The sequence below is a fragment of the Pseudomonas sp. IPO3774 genome (assembly GCF_013386835.1).
Lineage (GTDB): Bacteria > Pseudomonadota > Gammaproteobacteria > Pseudomonadales > Pseudomonadaceae > Aquipseudomonas.
Genome location: NZ_JACAQY010000029.1, coordinates 26,843 through 47,384 on the forward strand (window position 1 = coordinate 26,843; position 20,542 = coordinate 47,384).

Genomic DNA, 20,542 nt, shown 5'->3' on the forward strand with positions numbered 1-20,542 from the left:
CCACAGGGGATCTGTGTTGATAGCTACATCTTCAAACGGGACCGACGACTGCCATGACCGAAGACACCATCAAACGCCGCGCCAAAGGCCTCGACCGGGCGTTCGATATCCTCGATTTCCTCAAGGAAATCGGCCAGCCCCTGCGCCCGAATGACATCGCCAGCGGCATCGGCAGCCCCAAATCCACGGTCTACGAACTGGTGGCTTCGCTGCTGGAACGGCGCATCCTCGAAACCGTCGGCAAGGACGGTCATGTCTACCTCGGCCGTCAGCTGTACTTCCTCGGCCAGGCCCACCTGCGCCATTTCGACCTGACCCGCGAAGCCGACCACGCCCTGCAGGAAATCGTCAGCCAAACCCACGAAACCGCCCAGATGTGCCTGCTCAATGGCCGCAAATACACCGTGGCCCTGATGCGCGAAGGCGAGCGGCATTTCCGCATTTCCTCAGACATCGGCGAGAACGCGCCGATCCCCTGGACCGCCTCCGGCCGCCTGCTGCTGGGCCACCTGAGCGACCAGCAAATCATCGACCTGATCGACTACGACGACTTCATCCTCCCGGACGGTCAGCGCCTGCCTCTGGAAACCTTCCTCGGGCAAATCCGTCAGGCCACCCTCGACGGATTCTTCTCCTTCGACAGTGTCGCCGACACCTTTACCCACTGCTTTGCCGCCCCGGTCCGGGACGCCCAAGGCATCAGCATTGCGACCCTGTGCATCGTCGCCCCACGGGCCGATGCGATCAAAAACTACAACGACTACCGCCGGGTGCTGATCGACAGTGCGAACAACCTGGCCCGTCGCATCAACGAATAGGAAACCCTTATGTCTGCCTTCAATGCCGTTGAAAAAGGCGCTGCCGCCATCGGTGCACATCTGGTCCGTGACGTCAGCCTGCCAGCCCTGGTGTTGCACCGCGACGCCCTGGAACACAACATCCGCTGGATGCAGGATTTCGTCAGCAACAGCGGTGCGCAATTGGCGCCTCACGGCAAGACCAGCATGATGCCCGCGCTGTTCCAGCGGCAGATCGAGCAGGGCGCCTGGGGCATCACCCTGGCCAACGCCGTGCAGACCCGCGCCGCGTATGCCGGTGGGGTTCGCCGGGTGTTGATGGCCAACCAACTGGTGGGCGCGCCGAACATGGCGCTGATCGCCGACCTGCTGGCCGACCCCGAATTCGACTTCCACTGCATGGTCGACCACCCGGACAACGTCGCCGACCTGGGCCTGTTCTTCGCCGCCCGTGGCCTGCGCTTGAACGTGATGATCGAATACGGCGTGGTCGGCGGGCGTTGCGGTTGCCGCACCGAACAACAGGTGCTCGACCTGGCCAAGGCGATCAAGGCCCAGCCTGCGCTGGCCCTCACCGGCATCGAAGGCTACGAAGGGGTGATCCATGGCGAGCACGCCATCAGTGGCATCCGCGAATTCGCCGCCTCTCTGGTACGCCTGGCCGTCGACCTGCAAAACAGCGGCGCCTTCGACCTGGCCAAGCCCATCATTACCGCCTCGGGTTCGGCCTGGTACGACCTGATTGCCGAATCCTTCGAAGCCCAGAACGCCGCTGGCCGCTTCCTCAGCGTATTGCGCCCGGGCAGCTACGTGGCTCACGACCACGGCATCTACAAAGACGCGCAGTGCTGCGTACTGGACCGTCGCAGCGACCTCAACGAAGGCCTGCGCCCGGCGCTGGAAGTCTGGGCCCACGTGCAATCGCTGCCGGAGCCGGGCTTCGCGGTGATCGCCCTGGGCAAGCGCGACGTCGCCTACGACGCCGGCCTGCCGGTACCGCTCAAGCGCTACAAGGCTGGCGTGCTGCCAGCCGAGGGTGATGACGTGACCGCGTGCAAGGTCACCGCCGTGATGGACCAGCATGCGTTCATGGTCGTCGCACCGGGGGTTGAGTTGCGCATTGGCGACATCATCTCCTTCGGCACATCCCACCCGTGCCTGACCTTCGACAAGTGGCAAGTGGGTAATCTGGTGGATGAGCAGTTGCAGGTGATCGAAAGCCTGCATACCTGCTTCTAGACCGAGTCGCGCCTTTCGCGAGCAAGCCCGCTCCCACATTCGACCGAGTTCCTTCAGTTGAAATGCATTCAAATGTGGGAGCGGGCTTGCTCGCGAAGAGGCCCTCCAGTACATCGAGAGACCCCAGGCATGAACACAAAACCCCGCATCGCCCTCATCGGCGAATGCATGATCGAACTGCAACACCGCGCCGACGGCAGCCTGCAACAAAGCTTCGGCGGCGACACCCTGAACGCCGCCGTCTACCTGCGCCGCGAACTGGGTGAACCGAGCACCGTCGACTACGTCACCGCCCTGGGCGATGACAGCTTCAGCGATGCCATGTGCAAGCACTGGGCCGAAGAAGGCCTGGGCCTGGGCATGGTCCAGCGCCTGCCCGGGCGCCTGCCGGGTTTGTACTGCATCCAGACCGATGCCAACGGCGAACGCAAATTCCTCTACTGGCGCAATGAAGCGGCCGTGCGCGACTGCTTCACCACTCCGGCGGCCGAGCCGATCCTGGCAGCGTTGCCGACGTACGACGTGGTGTATTTCAGCGGCATCACCCTGGCTGTGCTGGGCGAAGTGGGCCGTGCGCGCCTGCTGGAAACCCTGGTCGAAACCCGCAAGCGCGGCGGCAAGGTGGTGTTCGACAACAACTACCGGCCACGCCTGTGGGCCAGCGTGGACGCCGCACGCGCGGCGTATCACGCGGTGTTGGCCGAGGTGGATATCGCCTTGCTGACCGAGGATGACGAGCGGGCGTTGTTCGGCTATGAAGACAGCGAGCAGGTGTTTGCGGCGTACCCGACGATTGCCGAGGTGGTGCTCAAGCGCGGGGCGGATGCGTGTTTGATTCGCTGGGAGGATGAGCGGTTCGAGGTGCCGGCGCTGGTGGTGGAGAAGGTGGTCGACACTACGGCGGCGGGGGATTCGTTCAGTGCGGCGTACCTGGCCAGTCGGCTCAAGGGCGGTTCGCCGCAGGAAGCAGCCTTGGCCGGGCATCGGCTGGCGAGCCGGGTGATTCAGGTGCCGGGTGCACTTATTCCCCGAGACTAACGCTGATCGTTCCCACGCTCCGCGTGGGAATGCAGCCAGGGACGCTCTGCGTCCCAAGAGCGGACGCAGAGCGTCAGGTGAGGCATTCCCACGCGGAGCGTGGGAACGATCAGCCATCAATCGCGATAAAACACTTGCACCAGGTGATACCCGAACTTGCTCTTGATCGGCCCATGAACCAGCTTCACGGGCTTCTTGAAGATCACCGCATCAATCACCCCCACCATCTGCCCCGGCCGCACTTCACCCAAATCACCGCCGCGCTTGGCGGAAGGGCAGGTGGAGTACTTCTTGGCCAACACATCAAACGCTTCGCCCTTGGCAATACGCTGCTTGAGCTGTTCGGCTTCCTCACTGGTTTTCACCAGAATGTGACGGGCTTGGGCTTTCATTGATCGGTCCTGATGTGAAACGGCGCGCGATTATGCCTGAAGTCAGGCCTCTGAGCTGATCATGCTGCGGATTTTGTTGGCCAGCAGGTCAATCGAAAACGGCTTGGCCACCATGTCCATGCCTTCCTCCAGGAACCCCTGGCGCTCGGCGGCTTTCTCGGCGTAACCGGTCATGAACAGCACCTTCAGGTCCGGCCGGTGTTGCCGGGCGATTTCCGCCAGTTGCCTGCCGTTCATCCCCGGCAAGCCCACATCAGTCACCAGCAAATCCACGCGCAAGTCGGACTCCAGCAACGGCAGCGCCGCCCGTGCATCCGCCGCCTGGTGTGCGGTGTAGCCCAGTTCATCCAGCACATTCACCACCAGCATCCGCACTGCCGGGTCGTCCTCGACCACCACCACGGCTTCGCCTTCCAGCGCTACCGGGGCTTCGCCCTGGGTAGCGGGCGTGGTCCGCTCCAGTGCCGTGCCATGCAGGCGCGGCAGGTACAGGCGCACGCAGGTGCCCTGGCCCGGTTCGCTTTGGATGGTCACGTGGCCGCCGGATTGCTGTGCAAACCCATAGATCATCGACAGCCCAAGGCCGGTACCCTGGCCGATGGGCTTGGTGGTGAAGAACGGGTCGAAGGCCTTGGCGAGGATTTTCGCGGTCATGCCGGCGCCGTTGTCGCTCACGCCGAGCATCACATAGTCGCCGGCCTTGACCGGTTCCAGGGTGGTGATGTCGGTGCCGTCGAGGTAGCTGTTGGCGGTCTCGATGCACAATTGCCCACCGTCGGGCATCGCATCGCGGGCGTTGATCACCAGGTTGAGCAGGGCGTTTTCCAGCTGGCTGGCGTCGGTGTTCACTGGCCACACGTCGGTGCCCAGTTGCACCTTGAGTTCGATGTGCGCGCCCTTGGTGCGGCGGAACAGGTCTTCCAGGGACGCCACCAATTGATTCGGGTCGACCGGCTTGCGGTCCAGGGATTGGCGGCGGGAGAAGGCCAGCAGGCGATGGGTCAGCGCAGCGGCGCGATGAGCCGAGGATACGGCGGCGTCGGTGAAACGGCCGATCTCGTCGCTGCGCCCGGCGGCGATATAGCGTTGCATCAGGTCCAGGCTGCCGATGATCCCGGTGAGCATGTTGTTGAAGTCATGGGCGATGCCGCCGGTGAGCTGGCCGACCGCTTCCATCTTCTGAGCATGGCGCAGGGCGTCTTCGGCACGCTCGCGCTCGAACATCTCGTTTTGCAGGCGCTGGTTGGCTTCGGCCAGGGCCTGGGTGCGCTGGCTGACGCGCTCTTCGAGGTTTTCGTTGAGGTGGCGCAGGGCCTCTTCGGTCAGTTTGCGCTCGGTCTCGTCGATCACAAAAATATAGAAACCGTTGACTGAACCGTCAGCGCTGAAACGCGGCAGGTACTTCATCAGCGCGTGGCGTGGCCGCCCGTCATGGTGCGGGGTGACGGTAACGAAACTGCAGGCCTTGCCCTTGAGCGCCGCCTCGATCTTGTCGACGCGCCCGGCATAGATTTCGTCGCCCACGACTTCGCGGATGCTCTTGCCGTACAACTCCTGCGGGGTCATGCCGTACCATTCCAGATAGGCACTGTTGTTCAGGCGAAAACGCTGCTCGTGGTCGACATAACCGATCAACACCGGCATGGCGTTGATGATCAGTTGCAGCTCGGTCTGGCTTTGGCGCAGGGCCTGTTCGGTGTGCTTGCGTTCGGTCAGGTCGAGGGCGGCGCCGAGAAAACGCGCCGGTCGGCCATGGTGGTCCTTGTAGCAGCGGCCCCGGGCAAACACCCAGCGCACTTCGCCGTCCGCGCGCTGCAGGCGGTATTCCTCGGCGTACTCGGTGCCGTGGGTGATGCAGTGCTTGATGCTGCGGGCCACCATGCCACGGTCTTCGGGGTGCACGCCTTGCAGGTAGTCGCTGATGGGCAGCAGGTCGGCGTCGCACGGGTCAACACCGTGCAGTTGGGCGAAATGGGCGTCGGCGATAAAGCGGTCTTCGCCGATATCCCAGTCCCAGGTGCCCACGGCATCGGTGGCGGCCAGGGCCAGCTGCAGGCGTTGCTCGGTGTTGCGCTGGGCCTTGAGGCTGTTCTCGGTGCGCTGCTGCAGTTCCAGGGCGATGCGCCGGCGCTCGTTGGTTTCGATGGCGGTGATCAGGATCCCGGCGACCTCGCCACGCTCGTCGCGGATCGGGCTGTAGGTCAGGTCGAGCCAGATCTCGGTGTCGCGGTCGTTGCGCTGCAGGACGAAACGCTGCTCGGTGAAGGTGCGCACCTGGCCCATGAGGACGGCGCTGTAGATCGGGTCGGTAAACGGCTTGAGCTCAGGCCAGATCAGGTCAGCCGGTTGGCCGAAGGCGGCCGGGTGCTTGTTGCCGGCCAGCATCGCGAAGCCATCGTTGTAGATCTGGGTGAGTTCGGCGCCCCACAGCAACAGCATCGGCATCGGTGAATGGATCACGATGTCGACGGCGGTACGGAGACTTTGCGGCCAATCAATGGCGTCACCGAGGGGGCTTCGTGCCCAGTCCAGCCGCGCAATCAGTGCTGCGGCCTCGCTGCCGGTGGGTGATACGTTCATGTAAATGCCCTGCGCGTAACGCTTGAAGAATGACAAAAGCCGATTATCCCGCGACCCGGGGCCGGCTTTCCACCCTCGAAAAATAGCATGCTTGAGGGGTTTGTCTTCAAATGAGTGCTTAAAGGCTAAAACGTTTCATCTTTCTGCCAGCTCCGGGCGATCACGAAATTGCTCCAGCGCCTCGGGGTTGGCCAGTGCGTCGGTGTTCTTGACCGCCTCGCCATGCACCACGTTGCGCACCGCCAGCTCGACGATCTTGCCGCTGATGGTGCGCGGGATATCCGTCACCGCGAGGATCTTCGCCGGCACGTGGCGCGGCGTGGTGTTGGCGCGGATCACCTGGCGGATCTGCTGCTCCAGGCCGTCGTCCAGTTCGATGCCATCGTTGAGGCGCACAAACAGCACCACCCGCACGTCATCCTGCCAGCGTTGGCCGATGGCCAGGCTTTCCAGGACCTGAGGCACTTTTTCCACCTGGCGGTAGATCTCCGCGGTGCCGATGCGCACCCCTCCGGGGTTGAGCACCGCATCCGAGCGGCCATGGATCAGCAGGCTGCCATTGGGTCGCTGTTCGGCGTAGTCGCCCTGGGCCCACACGCCGGGGAACTGGCTGAAATACGAAGCCCGCAGTTTTTCCTGGTGCGGGTCATTCCACAGGCCGATGGGCATTGCCGGGAAGTGCCGGGTGCACACCAGTTCGCCTTTTTCGCCCACCAGCGGGTGGCCCTGGTCGTCCCACACTTCGATAGCCATTGCCAGGCTCTTGCACTGCATCTCGCCACGGCGCACCGGCAGCACCGGGTTGCCGATCACGAAGCAGGACACGATATCGGTGCCACCCGACATCGACGACAGGCATAGCTCGGGCTTGATCTCGCGGTACACGTAGTCGTAGCTCTGGGGTGACAGCGGCGAGCCGGTAGAAATCAGGCCCTTGAGGCTGCCCAGGTCATGGCTCAGCCGCGGTTGCAGCCCGGCTTTCTCCAGGGTGGCGAGGAACTTGGGGCTGGTGCCGAACACGCTGATTTTTTCCTGGTCGATCAGGTCCATCAGGCGTTCCGGCCCGGGGTGAAACGGCGAGCCGTCATACAGCACCGCCGTGGCGCCGATGGCCAGTACCGACACCAGCCAGTTCCACATCATCCAGCCGCAGGTGGTGTAGTAGAACAGGCAGTCATCCCGCGACAGGTCGGCGTGCAGGCCGTGTTCCTTGAGGTGGGTGAGCAATACGCCGCCGGTGCCGTGGATGATGCACTTGGGCACGCCGGTGGTGCCGCTGGAATAGAGGATGTACAGCGGCTGATCGAAGGGCACGGCGACGAAATCGGGCTCGCCGCCGGGGGTGTAGAAGTCGTCCCAGAGTGCGACGTGGGCCCGGGTCTGATAATCCTCGGGCCGGGCTTGCGGGCGGGCATACGGCACGATGATCAATTGTTGCAGGGACGGCAGCCGTTCGAGGATTTCATTGAGCTTGCTGCTTTGGTCGATGACCTTGCCGGCGTAGCGGTAACCGGCGCAGGTGATCAGCACCTTGGGTTCGATCTGGCCGAAGCGGTCGATCACGCCCTGGGTGCCGAAGTCCGGCGAGGAGCACGACCAGATGGCGCCGAGGCTGGTGGTGGCGAGCATGCCCACCAGGGTTTGCCAGGTGTTGGGCATGCACGCGGCCACCCGGTCCCCTACGCCCACGCCGGCCGCCCGCAGGCTGCGTTGCAGGCCGGCGACATGGTGGGCCAGTTCGGCGTAGGTCAGTTGCTCGCGCTGGCCGTCTTCGCTGATCGCGACCACGGCGGGGTGATCGTCGCGGCGGCGCAGCAGGTGTTCGGCAAAGTTCAGGGTAGCGCCGGGAAACCACTGGGCGCTGGGCATCTCGGCGTCTTCGATCAGCACCGCGCTGGGCGGCGTGCGGAACTGCACCTCAAAAAACTCGACAATCGACTGCCAGAAGTCCGGGCGCTGGTCGATGCTCCACTGGTGCAGGGCCGGGTAGTCGCTGATCTGCAAGGCATGGCGATCATTGATGAAGCGCCGGAACTGGTCCATCCGGGTGTTGTGGATGCGTTCGGGGGAGGGTTGCCAGAGTATTTCGGACATCAGGAAATCTCTTTTTTATTATCTGATCTATCTAACGACACCGATCAAAATGTGGGAGCGGGCTTGCTCGCGAATGCGGTGGGTCAGTTCCAGATGTGTTAACTGATACACCGCATTCGCGAGCAAGCCCGCTCCCACATTTGAGCTGCGGTGTCTTGGGAATCGTCGTTTACTGGGCCAGCCAGCCACCGTCGATATTCCACGCCGCGCCCCGCACCTGGCTGCCGGCTTCGCTGCACAGGAACAGCACCAGCTCCCCCAATTGCGGCGGTGTCACGAACTCCAGCGAAGGCTGCTTCTCCGCCAGCAAATCCTGCTGCGCCTGCTGCGGGTCAACCCCGCTGGCAATGCGGTCATCAATCTGCTTCTGCACCAGCGGCGTCAGCACCCAGCCCGGGCAGATGGCATTGCAGGTGACATTACTCTGGGCTGTTTCCAGGCCCACCACCTTGGTCAGCCCGATCACCCCGTGCTTGGCAGCGACGTAAGCCGCCTTGCCCACCGAACCCACCAGCCCATGCACCGAGGCGATATTGACGATCCGCCCCCAACCCTTGGCTTTCATGCCCGGCAGGCTCAAACGCGTGCTGTGGAACACCGACGACAGGTTGATCGCAATGATCGAATCCCAGCGCTCCACCGGGAATTCGTCCACCGGCGCCACATGCTGGATCCCGGCGTTGTTCACCAGAATGTCGATGCCGCCAAACTCGCGCTCGGCGTAGGCGATCATCTCGGCGATCTGCGCCGGGTCGCTGACGTCGGCTGGATGATGCCCGACCTTGCCGCCGAAGGCCTGCACCTGGGCGATCACCGCGCTGGCATCGCCGAAGCCGTTGAGGATCAGGTTGGCGCCGGCCTTGGCCAGGCTCAGGGCAATGCCCAGGCCGATGCCGCTGGTGGAACCGGTGACCAGGGCGGTCTTGCCGTTCAATGTCGTCATATCAACCTCACACAATGCCGGTGGCGTAGAAAGTACCAATCACCACGAACACCGCGAGGGTCTTGATGATCGTGATGCCGAAAATATCTTTATAGGCTTCGCGGTGGGTCAGCCCGGTGACCGCCAGCAGCGTGATCACGGCGCCGTTGTGGGGCAGGGTGTCCATGCCGCCGCTGGCCATGGCCGCGACCCGGTGCAGTACTTCAAGGGGGATATTGGCCGCATGGGCCGCTGAAATAAAGCTCTCCGACATGGCCGCCAGCGCGATGCTCATGCCGCCCGAGGCGGAACCGGTGATGCCGGCCAGCAGGGTCACGGTAATCGCTTCGTTGACCAGTGGGTTGGGAATGCCCTTGAGCCAGTCCGCCAGCACCAGGAAGCCCGGCAGCGAGGCGATCACCGCACCAAAACCGTATTCCGAAGCGGTGTTCATCGCCGCCAGCAGCGCGCCGCTGACCGCGCTCTTGCTGCCCTCGGCGAGCTTGCTGCGAATCGCCGAGAAGCCGAACACCAGCACCACGATAATCCCCACCAGCAACGCCGCCTGCACCGCCCAGATTGCCGTGAGCTTGGCGACTTCGGTCTGCACCGGCGCGCTCATGCCCGGCAGGCTGAGGGTGTGGGTCTTGCCGTACCACAGCGGAATCCAGTGGGTGAACAACAGGTTCATGATGCCCACCAGCAACAGCGGCGACAGCGCGATCCAAGGATTGGGCAGCTTGATGTCTTCGGCGGTTTCCGGCTCGTTGCGCAGCTCGGTCCCATAGCCTTCACCGGCGCGCTGGGCCTTGTTGCGCTGGCGGGCCAGGTACAGCATGCCGGCGCAGAACACGAAGATCGTGCCGATCAGCCCCAGCCACGGCGCGGCCCAGGCGGTGGTGTTGAAGAAGGTGCTGGGGATGATGTTCTGGATCTGCGGCGTGCCGGGCAGGGCGTCCATGGTGAACGAGAACGCGCCGAGGGCGATGGTCGCCGGCAGCAGGCGCTTGGGGATATTGCTCTGGCGGAACATCTCGGCGGCAAACGGGTACACCGCGAACACCACCACGAACAGCGACACGCCGCCGTAGGTCAGCAGGGCGCACACCAGCACGATCACCAGCATCGCCTGGCGGGTGCCGAGCAACTGAATCGCGGCGGCGACGATGGAGCGCGAGAAGCCAGAGATTTCAATCAGCTTGCCGAACACCGCGCCGAGCAGGAACACCGGAAAATACAGCTTGAGGAAGCCGACCATTTTCTCCATGAACACCCCGGTGAACGCGGGAGCGACGGCGGAAGGGTCGGTGAGCAGCACGGCGCCGAGGGCGGCGATGGGGGCGAACAGGATGACGCTGTAGCCACGGTAGGCGGCCAGCATCAGCAGCGCCAGAGCGGCGAGGGCAATGATCACACTCATGGTGTGTCTCCATCTGATTGTTATTTTTGTGGGGGTGAGGCGGTGGGGAGGGGCTTTAGCGAGATGTGTGCCAAGTTATTAACCTGTTGAAATATATACAGAAATTCTTGATCTGTGAGAGTGTTCTCAAGTTTTGTCCCGAATTTGAGACTGTTGGAGATCAAATGTGGGAGCGGGCTTGCTCGCGAATGCGGTGTATCAGGCAGTAATTCAGGCACTGACACACTGCATTCGCGAGCAAGCCCGCTCCCACATTGGATTTTCTCTGTATTTGGAATTGTGTCTCTTTTTGGAGACTAGGCGATGCCCAAGGCAACCATTTTCTTGTACAAGGTCGACCGACCCAGCCCCAGCCGCTTCGCCGCCTCCACCACATTCCCCTCACAGTGCTTCAACGCCGCCCCAATCACCTGCCGATCAAACCGCTCCCGGGCCGCGCTGAAACTCTCGCCCTCAACGGTCTCTACCGAACTCTGCTCAACCGGGCTGAATGTACCAATTGCCGCGCGAATTTCACTGGCGTCCAGCACCAGGTCATCACTCAACAGCGCCGCCCGCTCCAGCACATTGCGCAGCTCGCGGATATTCCCCGGCCACGCATGCTGCGCCAATAACGCCAAGGCCTCGCGGTCCAGCTCATGCTGGCTGCGCAACTCCTCCAGAATCGCCTCGCTCAACGCCGGCAAATCATCCAGCCGCGCGCGCAACGGCGGCACCTGGATCGGCAGCACGTTCAGGCGGTAATACAGGTCCGCCCGAAACTCGCCGCGCTTGATTGCCGCTTCCAGGTCCATGGACGTGGCTGCAATCACCCGCACATCGCTGTGGATCATCTCGTTGGAGCCCACCGGCTCGAACTCCTTCTCCTGCAACACCCGCAGCAATTTGCTTTGCAGTGGTAGCGGCATGTCGCCGATCTCATCCAGAAACAGCGTGCCGCCCTGGGCAATCTGCAACTTGCCGGGGCGGCCCTTGCGGTCGGCACCGGTAAATGCGCCGGGCGCGGTGCCGAAGAATTCCGCCTCCAGCAAATCATGCGGGATGGCTGCGCTGTTGATGCTGACGAAAGCTTTATGGGCGCGAGGCGATGCACCATGAATCGCCTGGGCCAGCAGCTCCTTGCCGGTCCCGGTTTCCCCCAGCAGCAACACTGGCGACTCCGCGCTCGCACTGCGCCGCGCCCGACGTTTGACTTCCAGGCTGGCCGCGCTGGTGCCGATAAAGTGCGCGAAGTTGTATTTACTCTGCCGCGACCTCAGCAGCGACCGAGTGGAAGCCAGTTCCTGCTGCATGCTCAGGTAACGCTCGATCAGCGGCGACAGGTTGCGCAGCTCATCAAACAACGCAAACCCGATGGCGCCGATCACCTTGCCAGCGTCGTCATGGATCGGCAGGCGCATCACCACCAGCGGGCCTTTGGGCGTGTCCTGAATATCCAGCAATATCGGCTGGTCGTTACGCACCACCTGGCGCAACAGGCTGTTGGAAATCACCTGCTCGCAGGGTTGCCCGATGGCTTCGTCGGCGCTTTTCAGGCCGAAGCGCTTGGCGTAGCGCTCGTTCATCCAGACGATGTTCGCGTCACCGTCGACAATCACCGTGCCTTCGCTGGACTGCTCGATGATCTCGAACAGCGACTGGATCGCCAGGCCGCGAACGTATTGGTAATCCTTGAGGCTGCCAGTGGTGCTCATGGGTGCGCCGCCGCGAGGAGTTCCCGGGTGTAAGGGTGTTGAGGCGCGGCAAACACTTCATCGCTGGGCCCGCGTTCCACCACCTTGCCGTCCTTGATCACGATCATGTCGTGGGCCAGGGCCCGCACCACCGCCAGGTCATGGCTGATAAACAGGTACGTCAGGCCGTACTTTTCCTGCAGCTCAAGCAGCAGGGCGACCACCTGTTTCTGCACGGTACGGTCTAGTGCAGAAGTGGGTTCGTCCAGCAGGATCAGCGCCGGCTTGAGCACCAGCGCACGGGCGATGGCGATGCGCTGGCGCTGGCCGCCGGAGAATTCATGGGGGTAGCGATGGCGGCTGGCAGGGTCCAGGCCCACGTCTTCCAGCACGCGAATCACTTGGGCTTCGCGGTCCTTGAGGCTGCACGGCGCATGCACTTCCAGGCCTTCGCTGATGATCTGCGCCACCGACATCCGCGGGCTGAGGCTGCCGAACGGGTCCTGGAACACCACCTGCATCTGCTTGCGCCACGGTTGCATCTGCTTTTGCGTCAGGCCGTCGAGGGCCTCGCCCTGGAAGCGAATCGCGCCGCTGGAATCCAGCAGCCGCAGAATCGCCTGGCCCAGGGTGGATTTGCCCGAGCCGGACTCGCCGACAATCCCCAGTGTCTTGCCGCGCTGTACCTCCAGGCTGATGCCATCCACCGCTTGCAGGTACTGCTTGCGCCGGAACAGTCCGCCGCCCAGCGGGAACTGCACACTCAGGTTATCCACCTGCAACACCGTCTCCCGCGCCTCGTGATTCAAGACGATGCCTGCCGGTTCAGCATCCAGCAGCAGGCGGCTGTAAGGGTGCTGCGGGGCGCAGAACAGGGTTTCGCAATCCGCCTGTTCGACAATCTCCCCGGCCTTCATCACGCACACCCGCTGGGCAATGCTGCGCACCAGGTTGAGGTCGTGGCTGATCAGCAGCAGCGACATGCCCAGGCGTTGTTGCAGGGACTTGAGCAGCAGCAGGATCTTGCGCTGCACCGTCACATCCAGTGCAGTCGTCGGCTCATCGGCAATCAGCAGTTCCGGTTCACAGGCCAGGGCCATGGCGATCATTACCCGCTGGCGCTGGCCGCCGGAGAGTTGGTGGGGGTAGGCCTTGAGGCGTTCCCGGGGCTTCTGGATGCCCACCAATTCGAGCAATTCGAGGATCCGCGCCTGGGCCTGTTTGCCGCCCAGGCCCTTGTGCAACAGCAGGGTTTCGCCGATCTGCTTCTCGATGCTGTGCAGCGGATTCAGGGACGTCATCGGCTCCTGGAAGATCATCGCAATCCGGTTGCCCCGCAGTTTTTGCAGGGTGGCGGGCGTGGCGCCGAGCAGTTCCTGGCCGCGATAGCGCACCGAGCCGGTGGTTTCGGTGCCGGCTTCGGGCAGCAGTTGCAGGATCGAATGGGCGGTCACCGATTTGCCCGAACCCGACTCGCCCACCAGCGCCAGGCACTCGCCGGGGCGCACGTCCAGGCACAGCTTGCGCACCACGGTCTGGCCGTTGAAGGCGACACTCAGGTCGCGAATCTCGATCAGGTTTTCAGTCATCTCAACGGCCTTCATGAGCGTGGGTCGAAGGCGTCACGCAACGCCTCGCCGATAAACACCAGCAACGACAGGATCAGCGCCAGGGTGAAAAACGCGGTCAGCCCCAGCCATGGTGCTTGCAGGTTCTGCTTGCCCTGGGCGATCAGCTCACCCAATGACGCGCTGCCGGCGGGCATGCCGAAACCGAGGAAATCCAGGGCGCTCAGGGTAGAAATCGCCCCGGTCAAAATGAACGGCAAGTAGCTCAGGGTGGCGGTCATCGCATTCGGCAGGATATGCCGGCGGATGATCTTGCCGTCCCCCAGGCCCAACGCCCGCGCGGCCTTGACGTACTCCAGGTTGCGCCCCCGCAGGAACTCGGCGCGCACCACGTCCACCAGGGCCAGCCAGGAAAACAGCGCCATGATCCCCAGCAGCCACCAGAAATTCGGTTCGACAAAGCCTGACAGGATGATCAACAGATACAGCACCGGCAGCCCGGACCACACTTCCAATATTCGTTGCCCGAGCAAGTCGACCCAGCCGCCGTAATATCCCTGCAAGGCACCGGCGGCGATGCCGATGGCGGCGCTGATGGCGGTGAGGGCCAGGGCAAATAGGATCGACACCCGGGCGCCGAAGATCACCCGCGCCAGCACGTCGCGGGATTGGTCATCGGTGCCCAGCCAGTTCACGCTCGATGGCGGGCTGGGGGCAGGGCGGGTCAGCTCATAGTTGGGGGTGTCGTCGCTGAACGGGATTGGCGGGAACAGCATCCAGCCGCCGTCCTTCTTGATCAGGTTCTGCACGTATTCACTGCGGTAATCCGCCTGGAACGGCAGTTGCCCGCCGAACTCCTGCTCGGTGTAGCGCTTGAACACCGGGAAATACAGTTCGTTCTGGTAGCTGAGCACCAGGGGTTTGTCATTGGCGATCAACTCGCCGCCGAGGGTCAGGATAAACAGGCCGATAAACAGCCACAGCGACCACCAGCCGCGGCGGTTTTTCTTGAAGCGTTCAAAGCGCCGACGGGCCACGGGAGAGAGCTTGAGCATCAGGCGTTCCTCGCGGCGAAGTCGATACGCGGGTCCACCAGGGTGTAGCAGAGGTCACCGATGAGTTTTATCAAAAGGCCAAACAGCGTGAAGATAAACAACGAACCGAACACCACCGGATAATCCCGTGAAACCGCAGCTTCGTAGCTCATGCGACCGAGGCCGTCGAGGGAGAAGATCACCTCGATCAGCAGCGAACCGGCAAAGAACACCGCGATAAATGCCTGGGGAATCCCCGAGATCACCAGCAGCATGGCATTGCGGAACACATGCCCGTAAAGCACCCGGCGTTCACTCAAGCCTTTGGCCCGGGCGGTGACCACGTACTGGCGGGTGATTTCATTGAGGAACGAGTTTTTCGTGAGGATGGTCAAGGTGGCGAAGCCGCCGATCACCAGGGCGCTGACCGGCAGTACCAGGTGCCAGAAGTAATCGGCGATCTTGCCGACGGTGCTCAACTGGTCGAAGTTTTCCGAGACCAGCCCGCGCACCGGGAACCAGTTCAACGAAGTGCCGCCGGCGAACACCACGATCAGGAACATCGCAAACAGGAACGCCGGCATCGCATAGCCAATCACGATCGCGGTGCTGCTCCACACATCAAAACTGCTGCCATGGCGCACCGCCTTGCGAATGCCCAGCGGGATCGACACCAGGTAGGTGATCAAGGTGGCCCACAGGCCGAGGGAAATGGTCACCGGCATCTTTTCGAGGATCAGGTCGGTCACGCTTTTGCCACGGAAGAAGCTGTTGCCGAAGTCCAGCTGGGCGTAGCTCTTGAGCATCAGCCACAGGCGTTCCGGCGCGGGCTTGTCGAAGCCGTATTGTTTTTCGATGTCCTTGATCAGTTTCGGGTCCAGGCCACGGCTGGCCCGGGAGCCGCTGCTGAGGCTTTCGGCAGACGAGCCGCCGACGCCACCGCCACCGATGCCTTGGAGGTGGGCGATGGCCTGTTCCACCGGCCCGCCGGGCGCGGCCTGCACGATAACGAAATTCACCAGCAGGATAATCACCAGGGTGGGAATGATCAGCAGCAGGCGCCGCACGATATAGGCAAACATCAGCGGGCTCCCGGGCGTTTGGTCAGTTCGGCTTTCATCTGTTCATTGGTCAGCGGCGTGGGGCTGATTTCCCACCAGGTTTCCAGGGCCTCATCGGTCTTGGCTTCCACGGCCGGGCGGCCGAAACGGTTCCACCACGCGGCGGAGGTGCCCGGCGGGTAGTAGTTGGGGATCCACAGGTAATTCCATTGCAGCACGCGGTCCAGGGCGTGGGCGTAACTGAGCATCAGCGACTGGGTATCAGCCTTGACCAGGCCGTTGATCAGGCTGTCGACGGCCGGGTCTTTCAGCACCATGTAGTTGTTGGCGCCGGTATCAAACGCGGCGGCCGAACCGAAGTAGTTGTACAGCTCCATCCCCGGCGAAGTGGTAACCGGGAAGCCGGTGACGATCATGTCGTAGTCCCGGGCCATCAGGCGGTTGACGTATTGCGAGGAGTCAATGCGGCGGATGTTGAGGGTGATGCCGATCTGCGCCAGGTTGCGCTTGTACGGCAACAACAGGCGCTCAAGGCCGTTCTGGGCGTTGAGGAAGGTGAACTCCAGCGGCTCGCCCTCGGCATTCACCAGCTTGTCACCGTCGGGCTTCCAGCCGGCCTGTTCCAGCAGGGCCAGGGCTTGCAGCTGCTTGTCGCGGATCATCCCGGTACCGTCGGTGGTGGGGGCCTTGAACACCTGGGTGAAGACTTCGTCGGGAATCTGCCCGCGCAGGGGTTCCAGGATCGCCAGCTCCTGGGCGTCCGGCAGTTGGGTCGCTGCCAGCGGGCTGTTGGAGAAGAAGCTCTGCTGGCGGATGTACATGTTGCGCATCATCTGCCGGTTGGCCCACTCGAAGTCCCACAGCATGGCCAGGGCCTGGCGCACGCGGCGGTCCTTGAACATCGGTTTTTGCACGTTGAACACGTAGCCCTGGGCCGGCTGCGGTGCCTCCTTGGCCAGGTGCGCGCGCTGCAGGCGACCATCGTCCAGGGCCGGGCCGTTGTAGCCGATGGAGTAGCCGGTGGCTGAGAATTCGCGGTTGAAGTCGTAGGCACCGCCCCGCAGGACCTGGCGCGCCACTTCGGTGTCGCCGAAGTATTCCAGGCTCAAGTGATCGAAGTTGTACAAGCCACGGCTGATGGGCAGGTCCTTGCCCCACCAGTTCGGGTCACGCTTGAAGGTGATGGTGTTGCCGGCATCCACCTTGCTGATGGTGTAAGGGCCGCTGCCGAGGGGAATCTCGTAGCCGCCGCCGTCGGCAAAGTTGCGGGTCTTCCACCAATGCTCGGGGAACACCGGCAGGGTCGCGACATCCAGGGGCAGGGTGCGGTTTTCATTGCTTGCGAAATCGAAGCGCACCTGGCGCGGGCCTTCGACTTCGACGTGTTTGACGTCGGCGAACAGCGTGCGGTAGCGCAGGCTGCCCTGGGTCATCAGCAGGTCAAAGGAGTAACGCACGTCTTCGGCGGTGATCGGTTGGCCATCGGCGAAACGCGCCTTGGGGTTCAGGTAGAAACGCAGGGACAGACCGTCGTCTGACCGCTCCATCTTTTCCGCCACCAGGCCGTAGACCGTATAGGGTTCGTCCAGCGAACGCAGGGCCAGGGGCGAATACAGCCAGCCGTCGACCTGGCTGACCCCGATGCCTTTGTCGCCATAAGGCAGTACATGGTCGTAGCGCCCGATTTCGATCGCCGAACGCCGCAGGCTGCCGCCCTTGGGGGCATTGGGGTTGGCGTAGTCGAAATGGGTGAAGCCGGGTTGGTATTTGGCCGGCTCGCCGTACACGGTCAATGCCGATTGCGGCGCGGCGATCACGGCGGTGCTGGCCAGCAACAGGGCCAGGGTGGAGCAAAACAGGGTAGAAAAAGCGACTCGCATTATCAGCCTTGGGCGCCGGGTGAAGAGGTAAAGGGATTTGTACGCTATGCGCGTACGCCTCGCCAGTCATCACACTGTCACAGATGCACAACGGCCCACCAAAGGGTGGGCCGTTGTTTAAACATTAGCGCGGACTGATCAGTCCTGACGGCTGGTTACTTCCAGCAGGTGATAACCGAACTGGGTTTTCACTGGGCCTTGCACGGTGTTGACCGGGGCGCTGAATACGACGGTGTCGAATTCCTTGACCATTTGGCCCGGGCCGAACGAACCGAGGTCGCCGCCTTGACGGCTGGACGGGCAGGACGAGTTGGCTTTGGCAACTTCGGCGAAGTCGGCGCCGCCTTCGATTTGCGCTTTCAGTTCGTTGCACTTGTCTTCGGTGGCAACGAGGATGTGACGGGCGGTGGCTTTGGCCATGAGGGGTATCTCCTTGGGTAAAAATGCTGAGCGTACCGGATTCAGGTGGTTATTTCCTGGCAAAGTTCCCCTGGGTTGCCTGGACGGTCAGGATCGGGCCATTACGCCGCTGTGGGTCAGCCAATCGATAAACAGCGCAAACAGCTCCGCCTGGGAGTTGATTTCAAGCTTGGTATACAAATGCTTGCGGTGCATGCGCACGGTTTCCGGGGAAATGCCGAGCACCTGCGCGGTGGATTTCACCGAGTGCCCGCGTAATATCAGGTGGGCGATTTCCCGTTCGCGCACGGTCAATACGCCGCTGCCAAAATGCATGAACGCCGCTTCAATCTGCTGATGCACCTGGGTCTGGGTGAAGGCCTCGTCGCTGATCACCTTGCACAGCCCGCCCGTGGTGCCGAAGCGGCGCAGCAGTTCGCGCACGATGGGTTGGGCGGTTCGTTGCAGTGCCAGTTGTTCGTCGCTGAACTGGCCGGCACTCAGTCCCTGGAACATGCACAACGAAATCTTGCTGTTGGGGCACAGGTCGACGATGTAGTAGCTCTCCTGGGCGCCGCCGCTGCGCAGGTAGTAGGTTTTGTAGTACTCGCTGTTGAAGAAATCGTCCGGGGCGATCTGCGCCAGGTGGTAGAAACCTTCGGCCAGGCCCTTGTCTACCGCGAGGCAGAACGGGTCCAGCAGGTAGCCCCGGGAGAAGTAACGGTTGATGATCTCTTCGTAGTGCGGCCGGGGGATGCCTTGCTGGTAGAGCAAGTGTGGCGCCTGACCCTGGCGCTCCAGGCTGATCATCATCGATTCGATAGGGGTCAGCGCACTGAGGGCGCAGGCCAGGTGTTCAAGGAATGACGCTTCGTCGACGCTGGCGAAGGCGTGGGCCAACGCACCATTCCAGGCGTCAAGCACCTGGAAGGACGGGGCAGGGCAGTGATCGGCATGCTCGTTCATGCCGGCCAGTCTACCCGCCGGCCAGGGCCCCGGCAAAAGCACCGGGGCGCCCAGGCTCATCGGCCTTGATACTCGCCGCTCTGGCGCAGCTCTTCGGCGGTGTCGAGGATGCACTGGCGCAGGATTTCCACCACTTGATCCACCTGGGCATGGGTGATGATCAGCGGCGGCGACATCACATTCAGGTGGCCAATGGGCCGTACCAGCAAGCCTTTGGCCTGGGCCCGCAGGTGGATCTTCTCGCCGATGTTCACCGCGTCCGGCAGCAGCGCCTTGGTGTGCTTGTCGGCGACGAACTCAATGCAGGCCATCAGCCGCTGGCAGCGCACATCGCCCACCAGCGGCAGGTTGGCCAGGGTTTGCAGGCGCTGTTCGAGGTACACGCCGACGTCTTCGACGTGGGCTAGCAGGTTTTCCCGCTCGATGATCTCGATGTTCTTCAGCGCCGCCACACAACTCACCGGGTGGCCGCTGTAGGTGAAGCCGTGGGTAAAGCAGCGGCCCTTGCCCGGCTCGCCGATCACTTGCCAGATGCGCTCCGAGAAAATACACGCGCCCAACGGCAGGTAGCCGGACGTCAGGCCCTTGGCGGTGGTGATGATGTCCGGTTGCATGTCGAACACTTCCTGGGAGGCAAAGAATTTTCCCAGCCGGCCGAAGGACGTCACCACTTCATCCGCCACGTAGAGCAGGTCATAACGTTGGCAGACTTCCCACATGCGCCGGTGGTAACCCTTGGGCGGAATGATCACGCCGCCCGAGCCCATGATCGGTTCGGCAAAGAACGCGGCCACTTTGTCGGCGCCGATGGTCAGGATCTTGTCTTCGAACTCATCCACCAGGAAATCGAGGAACTGCGCCTCGCTCATGCCCTGCGGCGCCCGGTAGTAGTTGGGGCACGAAATGTGGTGGAACAAGTCGCTCATGAAATCGAATTCCGGCGCGCGGTCGGCGGCCTTGTTGCCGATGGACATCGTGAGGAACGTCGAGCCGTGATACGCACTGAAGCGCGAGATGATGTGTTTCTTCTCATGCTTGCCGCGACTGTTCTGATAGAACTGCACCAGACGATAGGCGGTATCGACAGCCGTGGAGCCGCCGGTGGTCAGGAACACATGATCAAGATCGCCGGGAGCCAGGCTGGCAAGCTTGGCGCACAGTTCGATGGCGGTGACGTTGGCCATGTCGCAGAACGGGTTGGAGTACGCCAGCTGGCGAACCTGGTTGGCGATGGCGTCTGCCATTTCCTCGCGGCCCAGGCCGATATTCGTACACCACATGCCGCCGACCGCATCCAGGTAGCGGTTGCCGGCGGTGTCGTAGATGTAGGCGCCGTCACCCGCCGCGATATTCAGTGAGCCTTGTTCACGGTGTTCGTCGAACATATGAAAACCGTGCATGTAATGGGCCTTGTCGGCGGCGTCCAGTTGGTCGTGGTCGAACTGGGCGAAAAAGTCAGGATTTGGCAGGGTCATGGCG

16 protein-coding genes are annotated in these 20,542 nt (G+C 62.7%); 3 read left to right on the top strand and 13 right to left on the bottom strand.

The annotated features are described in order from the left end of the window. Window positions 1–53 precede the first annotated feature (53 nt). The 3 genes from HYE77_RS16955 (at window position 54) to HYE77_RS16965 (ending at window position 3,074) form a co-directional block, all read left to right on the top strand. Window positions 54–818, top strand: a complete 765-nt coding sequence (locus tag HYE77_RS16955) for an IclR family transcriptional regulator (protein WP_003208002.1) — start codon at window positions 54–56, stop codon at window positions 816–818. Window positions 819–827: 9 nt separating this feature from the next. Next, on the top strand, window positions 828–2,036 hold the full coding sequence (locus tag HYE77_RS16960) for an amino acid deaminase (protein WP_003208003.1): 1,209 nt from the start codon (window positions 828–830) through the stop codon (window positions 2,034–2,036). A gap of 129 nt (window positions 2,037–2,165) precedes the next feature. Continuing rightward, window positions 2,166–3,074, top strand: a complete 909-nt coding sequence (locus tag HYE77_RS16965) for a sugar kinase (RefSeq protein ID WP_177022747.1) — start codon at window positions 2,166–2,168, stop codon at window positions 3,072–3,074. A gap of 116 nt (window positions 3,075–3,190) precedes the next feature. Here HYE77_RS16965 and HYE77_RS16970 read toward each other — a convergent pair whose 3' ends face one another. From HYE77_RS16970 to HYE77_RS17030, 13 genes are all read right to left on the bottom strand, one after another. Then, the gene (locus HYE77_RS16970; protein WP_008436975.1) at window positions 3,191–3,466 is read right to left on the bottom strand and encodes a peptidylprolyl isomerase; all 276 of its coding nucleotides are present in this window, start codon (window positions 3,464–3,466) and stop codon (window positions 3,191–3,193) included. A gap of 42 nt (window positions 3,467–3,508) precedes the next feature. Next, window positions 3,509–6,046 (bottom strand): PAS domain-containing protein, encoded by a 2,538-nt coding sequence (locus tag HYE77_RS16975; RefSeq protein ID WP_023658930.1) that lies wholly within the window; start codon window positions 6,044–6,046, stop codon window positions 3,509–3,511. Window positions 6,047–6,181: 135 nt separating this feature from the next. Next, on the bottom strand, window positions 6,182–8,140 hold the full coding sequence (locus HYE77_RS16980) for an acetoacetate--CoA ligase (protein WP_177069022.1): 1,959 nt from the start codon (window positions 8,138–8,140) through the stop codon (window positions 6,182–6,184). A 169-nt stretch (window positions 8,141–8,309) separates the two neighbouring features. After that, the gene (locus HYE77_RS16985) at window positions 8,310–9,083 is read right to left on the bottom strand and encodes a 3-hydroxybutyrate dehydrogenase (protein WP_008436986.1); all 774 of its coding nucleotides are present in this window, start codon (window positions 9,081–9,083) and stop codon (window positions 8,310–8,312) included. Window positions 9,084–9,090: 7 nt separating this feature from the next. Then, complete coding sequence (locus HYE77_RS16990; RefSeq protein WP_102369337.1) at window positions 9,091–10,482, bottom strand: GntP family permease; 1,392 nt, start codon at window positions 10,480–10,482, stop codon at window positions 9,091–9,093. Between the two features lie 296 nt (window positions 10,483–10,778). Beyond that, entirely contained in the window at window positions 10,779–12,176 is a 1,398-nt protein-coding gene (locus HYE77_RS16995; RefSeq protein WP_003208015.1) for a sigma-54-dependent Fis family transcriptional regulator, read from the bottom strand. Then, window positions 12,173–13,744: an ABC transporter ATP-binding protein gene (locus HYE77_RS17000; RefSeq protein ID WP_177022750.1), complete on the bottom strand. Its 1,572-nt coding sequence runs from the start codon at window positions 13,742–13,744 to the stop codon at window positions 12,173–12,175. The genes HYE77_RS16995 and HYE77_RS17000 overlap by 4 nt, the downstream gene beginning before the upstream one ends. Window positions 13,745–13,755: 11 nt before the next feature. Beyond that, on the bottom strand, window positions 13,756–14,778 hold the full coding sequence (locus HYE77_RS17005) for an ABC transporter permease (protein WP_003208019.1): 1,023 nt from the start codon (window positions 14,776–14,778) through the stop codon (window positions 13,756–13,758). Then, a complete protein-coding gene (locus tag HYE77_RS17010; protein WP_003208021.1) occupies window positions 14,778–15,839 on the bottom strand; it encodes a microcin C ABC transporter permease YejB in 1,062 nt (353 codons plus the stop codon). The genes HYE77_RS17005 and HYE77_RS17010 overlap by 1 nt, the downstream gene beginning before the upstream one ends. Further along, window positions 15,839–17,698, bottom strand: coding sequence for an extracellular solute-binding protein (locus HYE77_RS17015; protein ID WP_003208022.1), 1,860 nt, complete (start codon window positions 17,696–17,698; stop codon window positions 15,839–15,841). The genes HYE77_RS17010 and HYE77_RS17015 overlap by 1 nt, the downstream gene beginning before the upstream one ends. 138 nt (window positions 17,699–17,836) lie before the next feature. Further along, on the bottom strand, window positions 17,837–18,118 hold the full coding sequence (locus HYE77_RS17020) for a peptidylprolyl isomerase (protein ID WP_003208024.1): 282 nt from the start codon (window positions 18,116–18,118) through the stop codon (window positions 17,837–17,839). Between the two features lie 87 nt (window positions 18,119–18,205). After that, window positions 18,206–19,063, bottom strand: a complete 858-nt coding sequence (locus tag HYE77_RS17025) for a response regulator transcription factor (RefSeq protein WP_102370284.1) — start codon at window positions 19,061–19,063, stop codon at window positions 18,206–18,208. A gap of 56 nt (window positions 19,064–19,119) precedes the next feature. Next, window positions 19,120–20,538, bottom strand: a complete 1,419-nt coding sequence (locus HYE77_RS17030; RefSeq protein ID WP_003208028.1) for an aminotransferase — start codon at window positions 20,536–20,538, stop codon at window positions 19,120–19,122. Window positions 20,539–20,542 lie beyond the last annotated feature (4 nt).

Bases quoted from the DNA above. Each gene is read 5' to 3' on its own strand.
- HYE77_RS16955 (WP_003208002.1), top strand. From the start codon at position 54: ATGACCGAAGACACCATCAAACGCCGCGCCAAAGGCCTCGACCGGGCG.
- HYE77_RS16960 (WP_003208003.1), top strand. From the start codon at position 828: ATGTCTGCCTTCAATGCCGTTGAAAAAGGCGCTGCCGCCATCGGTGCA.
- HYE77_RS16965 (WP_177022747.1), top strand. From the start codon at position 2,166: ATGAACACAAAACCCCGCATCGCCCTCATCGGCGAATGCATGATCGAA.
- HYE77_RS16970 (WP_008436975.1), bottom strand. From the start codon at position 3,466: ATGAAAGCCCAAGCCCGTCACATTCTGGTGAAAACCAGTGAGGAAGCC.
- HYE77_RS16975 (WP_023658930.1), bottom strand. From the start codon at position 6,046: ATGAACGTATCACCCACCGGCAGCGAGGCCGCAGCACTGATTGCGCGG.
- HYE77_RS16980 (WP_177069022.1), bottom strand. From the start codon at position 8,140: ATGTCCGAAATACTCTGGCAACCCTCCCCCGAACGCATCCACAACACC.
- HYE77_RS16985 (WP_008436986.1), bottom strand. From the start codon at position 9,083: ATGACGACATTGAACGGCAAGACCGCCCTGGTCACCGGTTCCACCAGC.
- HYE77_RS16990 (WP_102369337.1), bottom strand. From the start codon at position 10,482: ATGAGTGTGATCATTGCCCTCGCCGCTCTGGCGCTGCTGATGCTGGCC.
- HYE77_RS16995 (WP_003208015.1), bottom strand. From the start codon at position 12,176: ATGAGCACCACTGGCAGCCTCAAGGATTACCAATACGTTCGCGGCCTG.
- HYE77_RS17000 (WP_177022750.1), bottom strand. From the start codon at position 13,744: ATGACTGAAAACCTGATCGAGATTCGCGACCTGAGTGTCGCCTTCAAC.
- HYE77_RS17005 (WP_003208019.1), bottom strand. From the start codon at position 14,778: ATGCTCAAGCTCTCTCCCGTGGCCCGTCGGCGCTTTGAACGCTTCAAG.
- HYE77_RS17010 (WP_003208021.1), bottom strand. From the start codon at position 15,839: ATGTTTGCCTATATCGTGCGGCGCCTGCTGCTGATCATTCCCACCCTG.
- HYE77_RS17015 (WP_003208022.1), bottom strand. From the start codon at position 17,698: ATGCGAGTCGCTTTTTCTACCCTGTTTTGCTCCACCCTGGCCCTGTTG.
- HYE77_RS17020 (WP_003208024.1), bottom strand. From the start codon at position 18,118: ATGGCCAAAGCCACCGCCCGTCACATCCTCGTTGCCACCGAAGACAAG.
- HYE77_RS17025 (WP_102370284.1), bottom strand. From the start codon at position 19,063: ATGAACGAGCATGCCGATCACTGCCCTGCCCCGTCCTTCCAGGTGCTT.
- HYE77_RS17030 (WP_003208028.1), bottom strand. From the start codon at position 20,538: ATGACCCTGCCAAATCCTGACTTTTTCGCCCAGTTCGACCACGACCAA.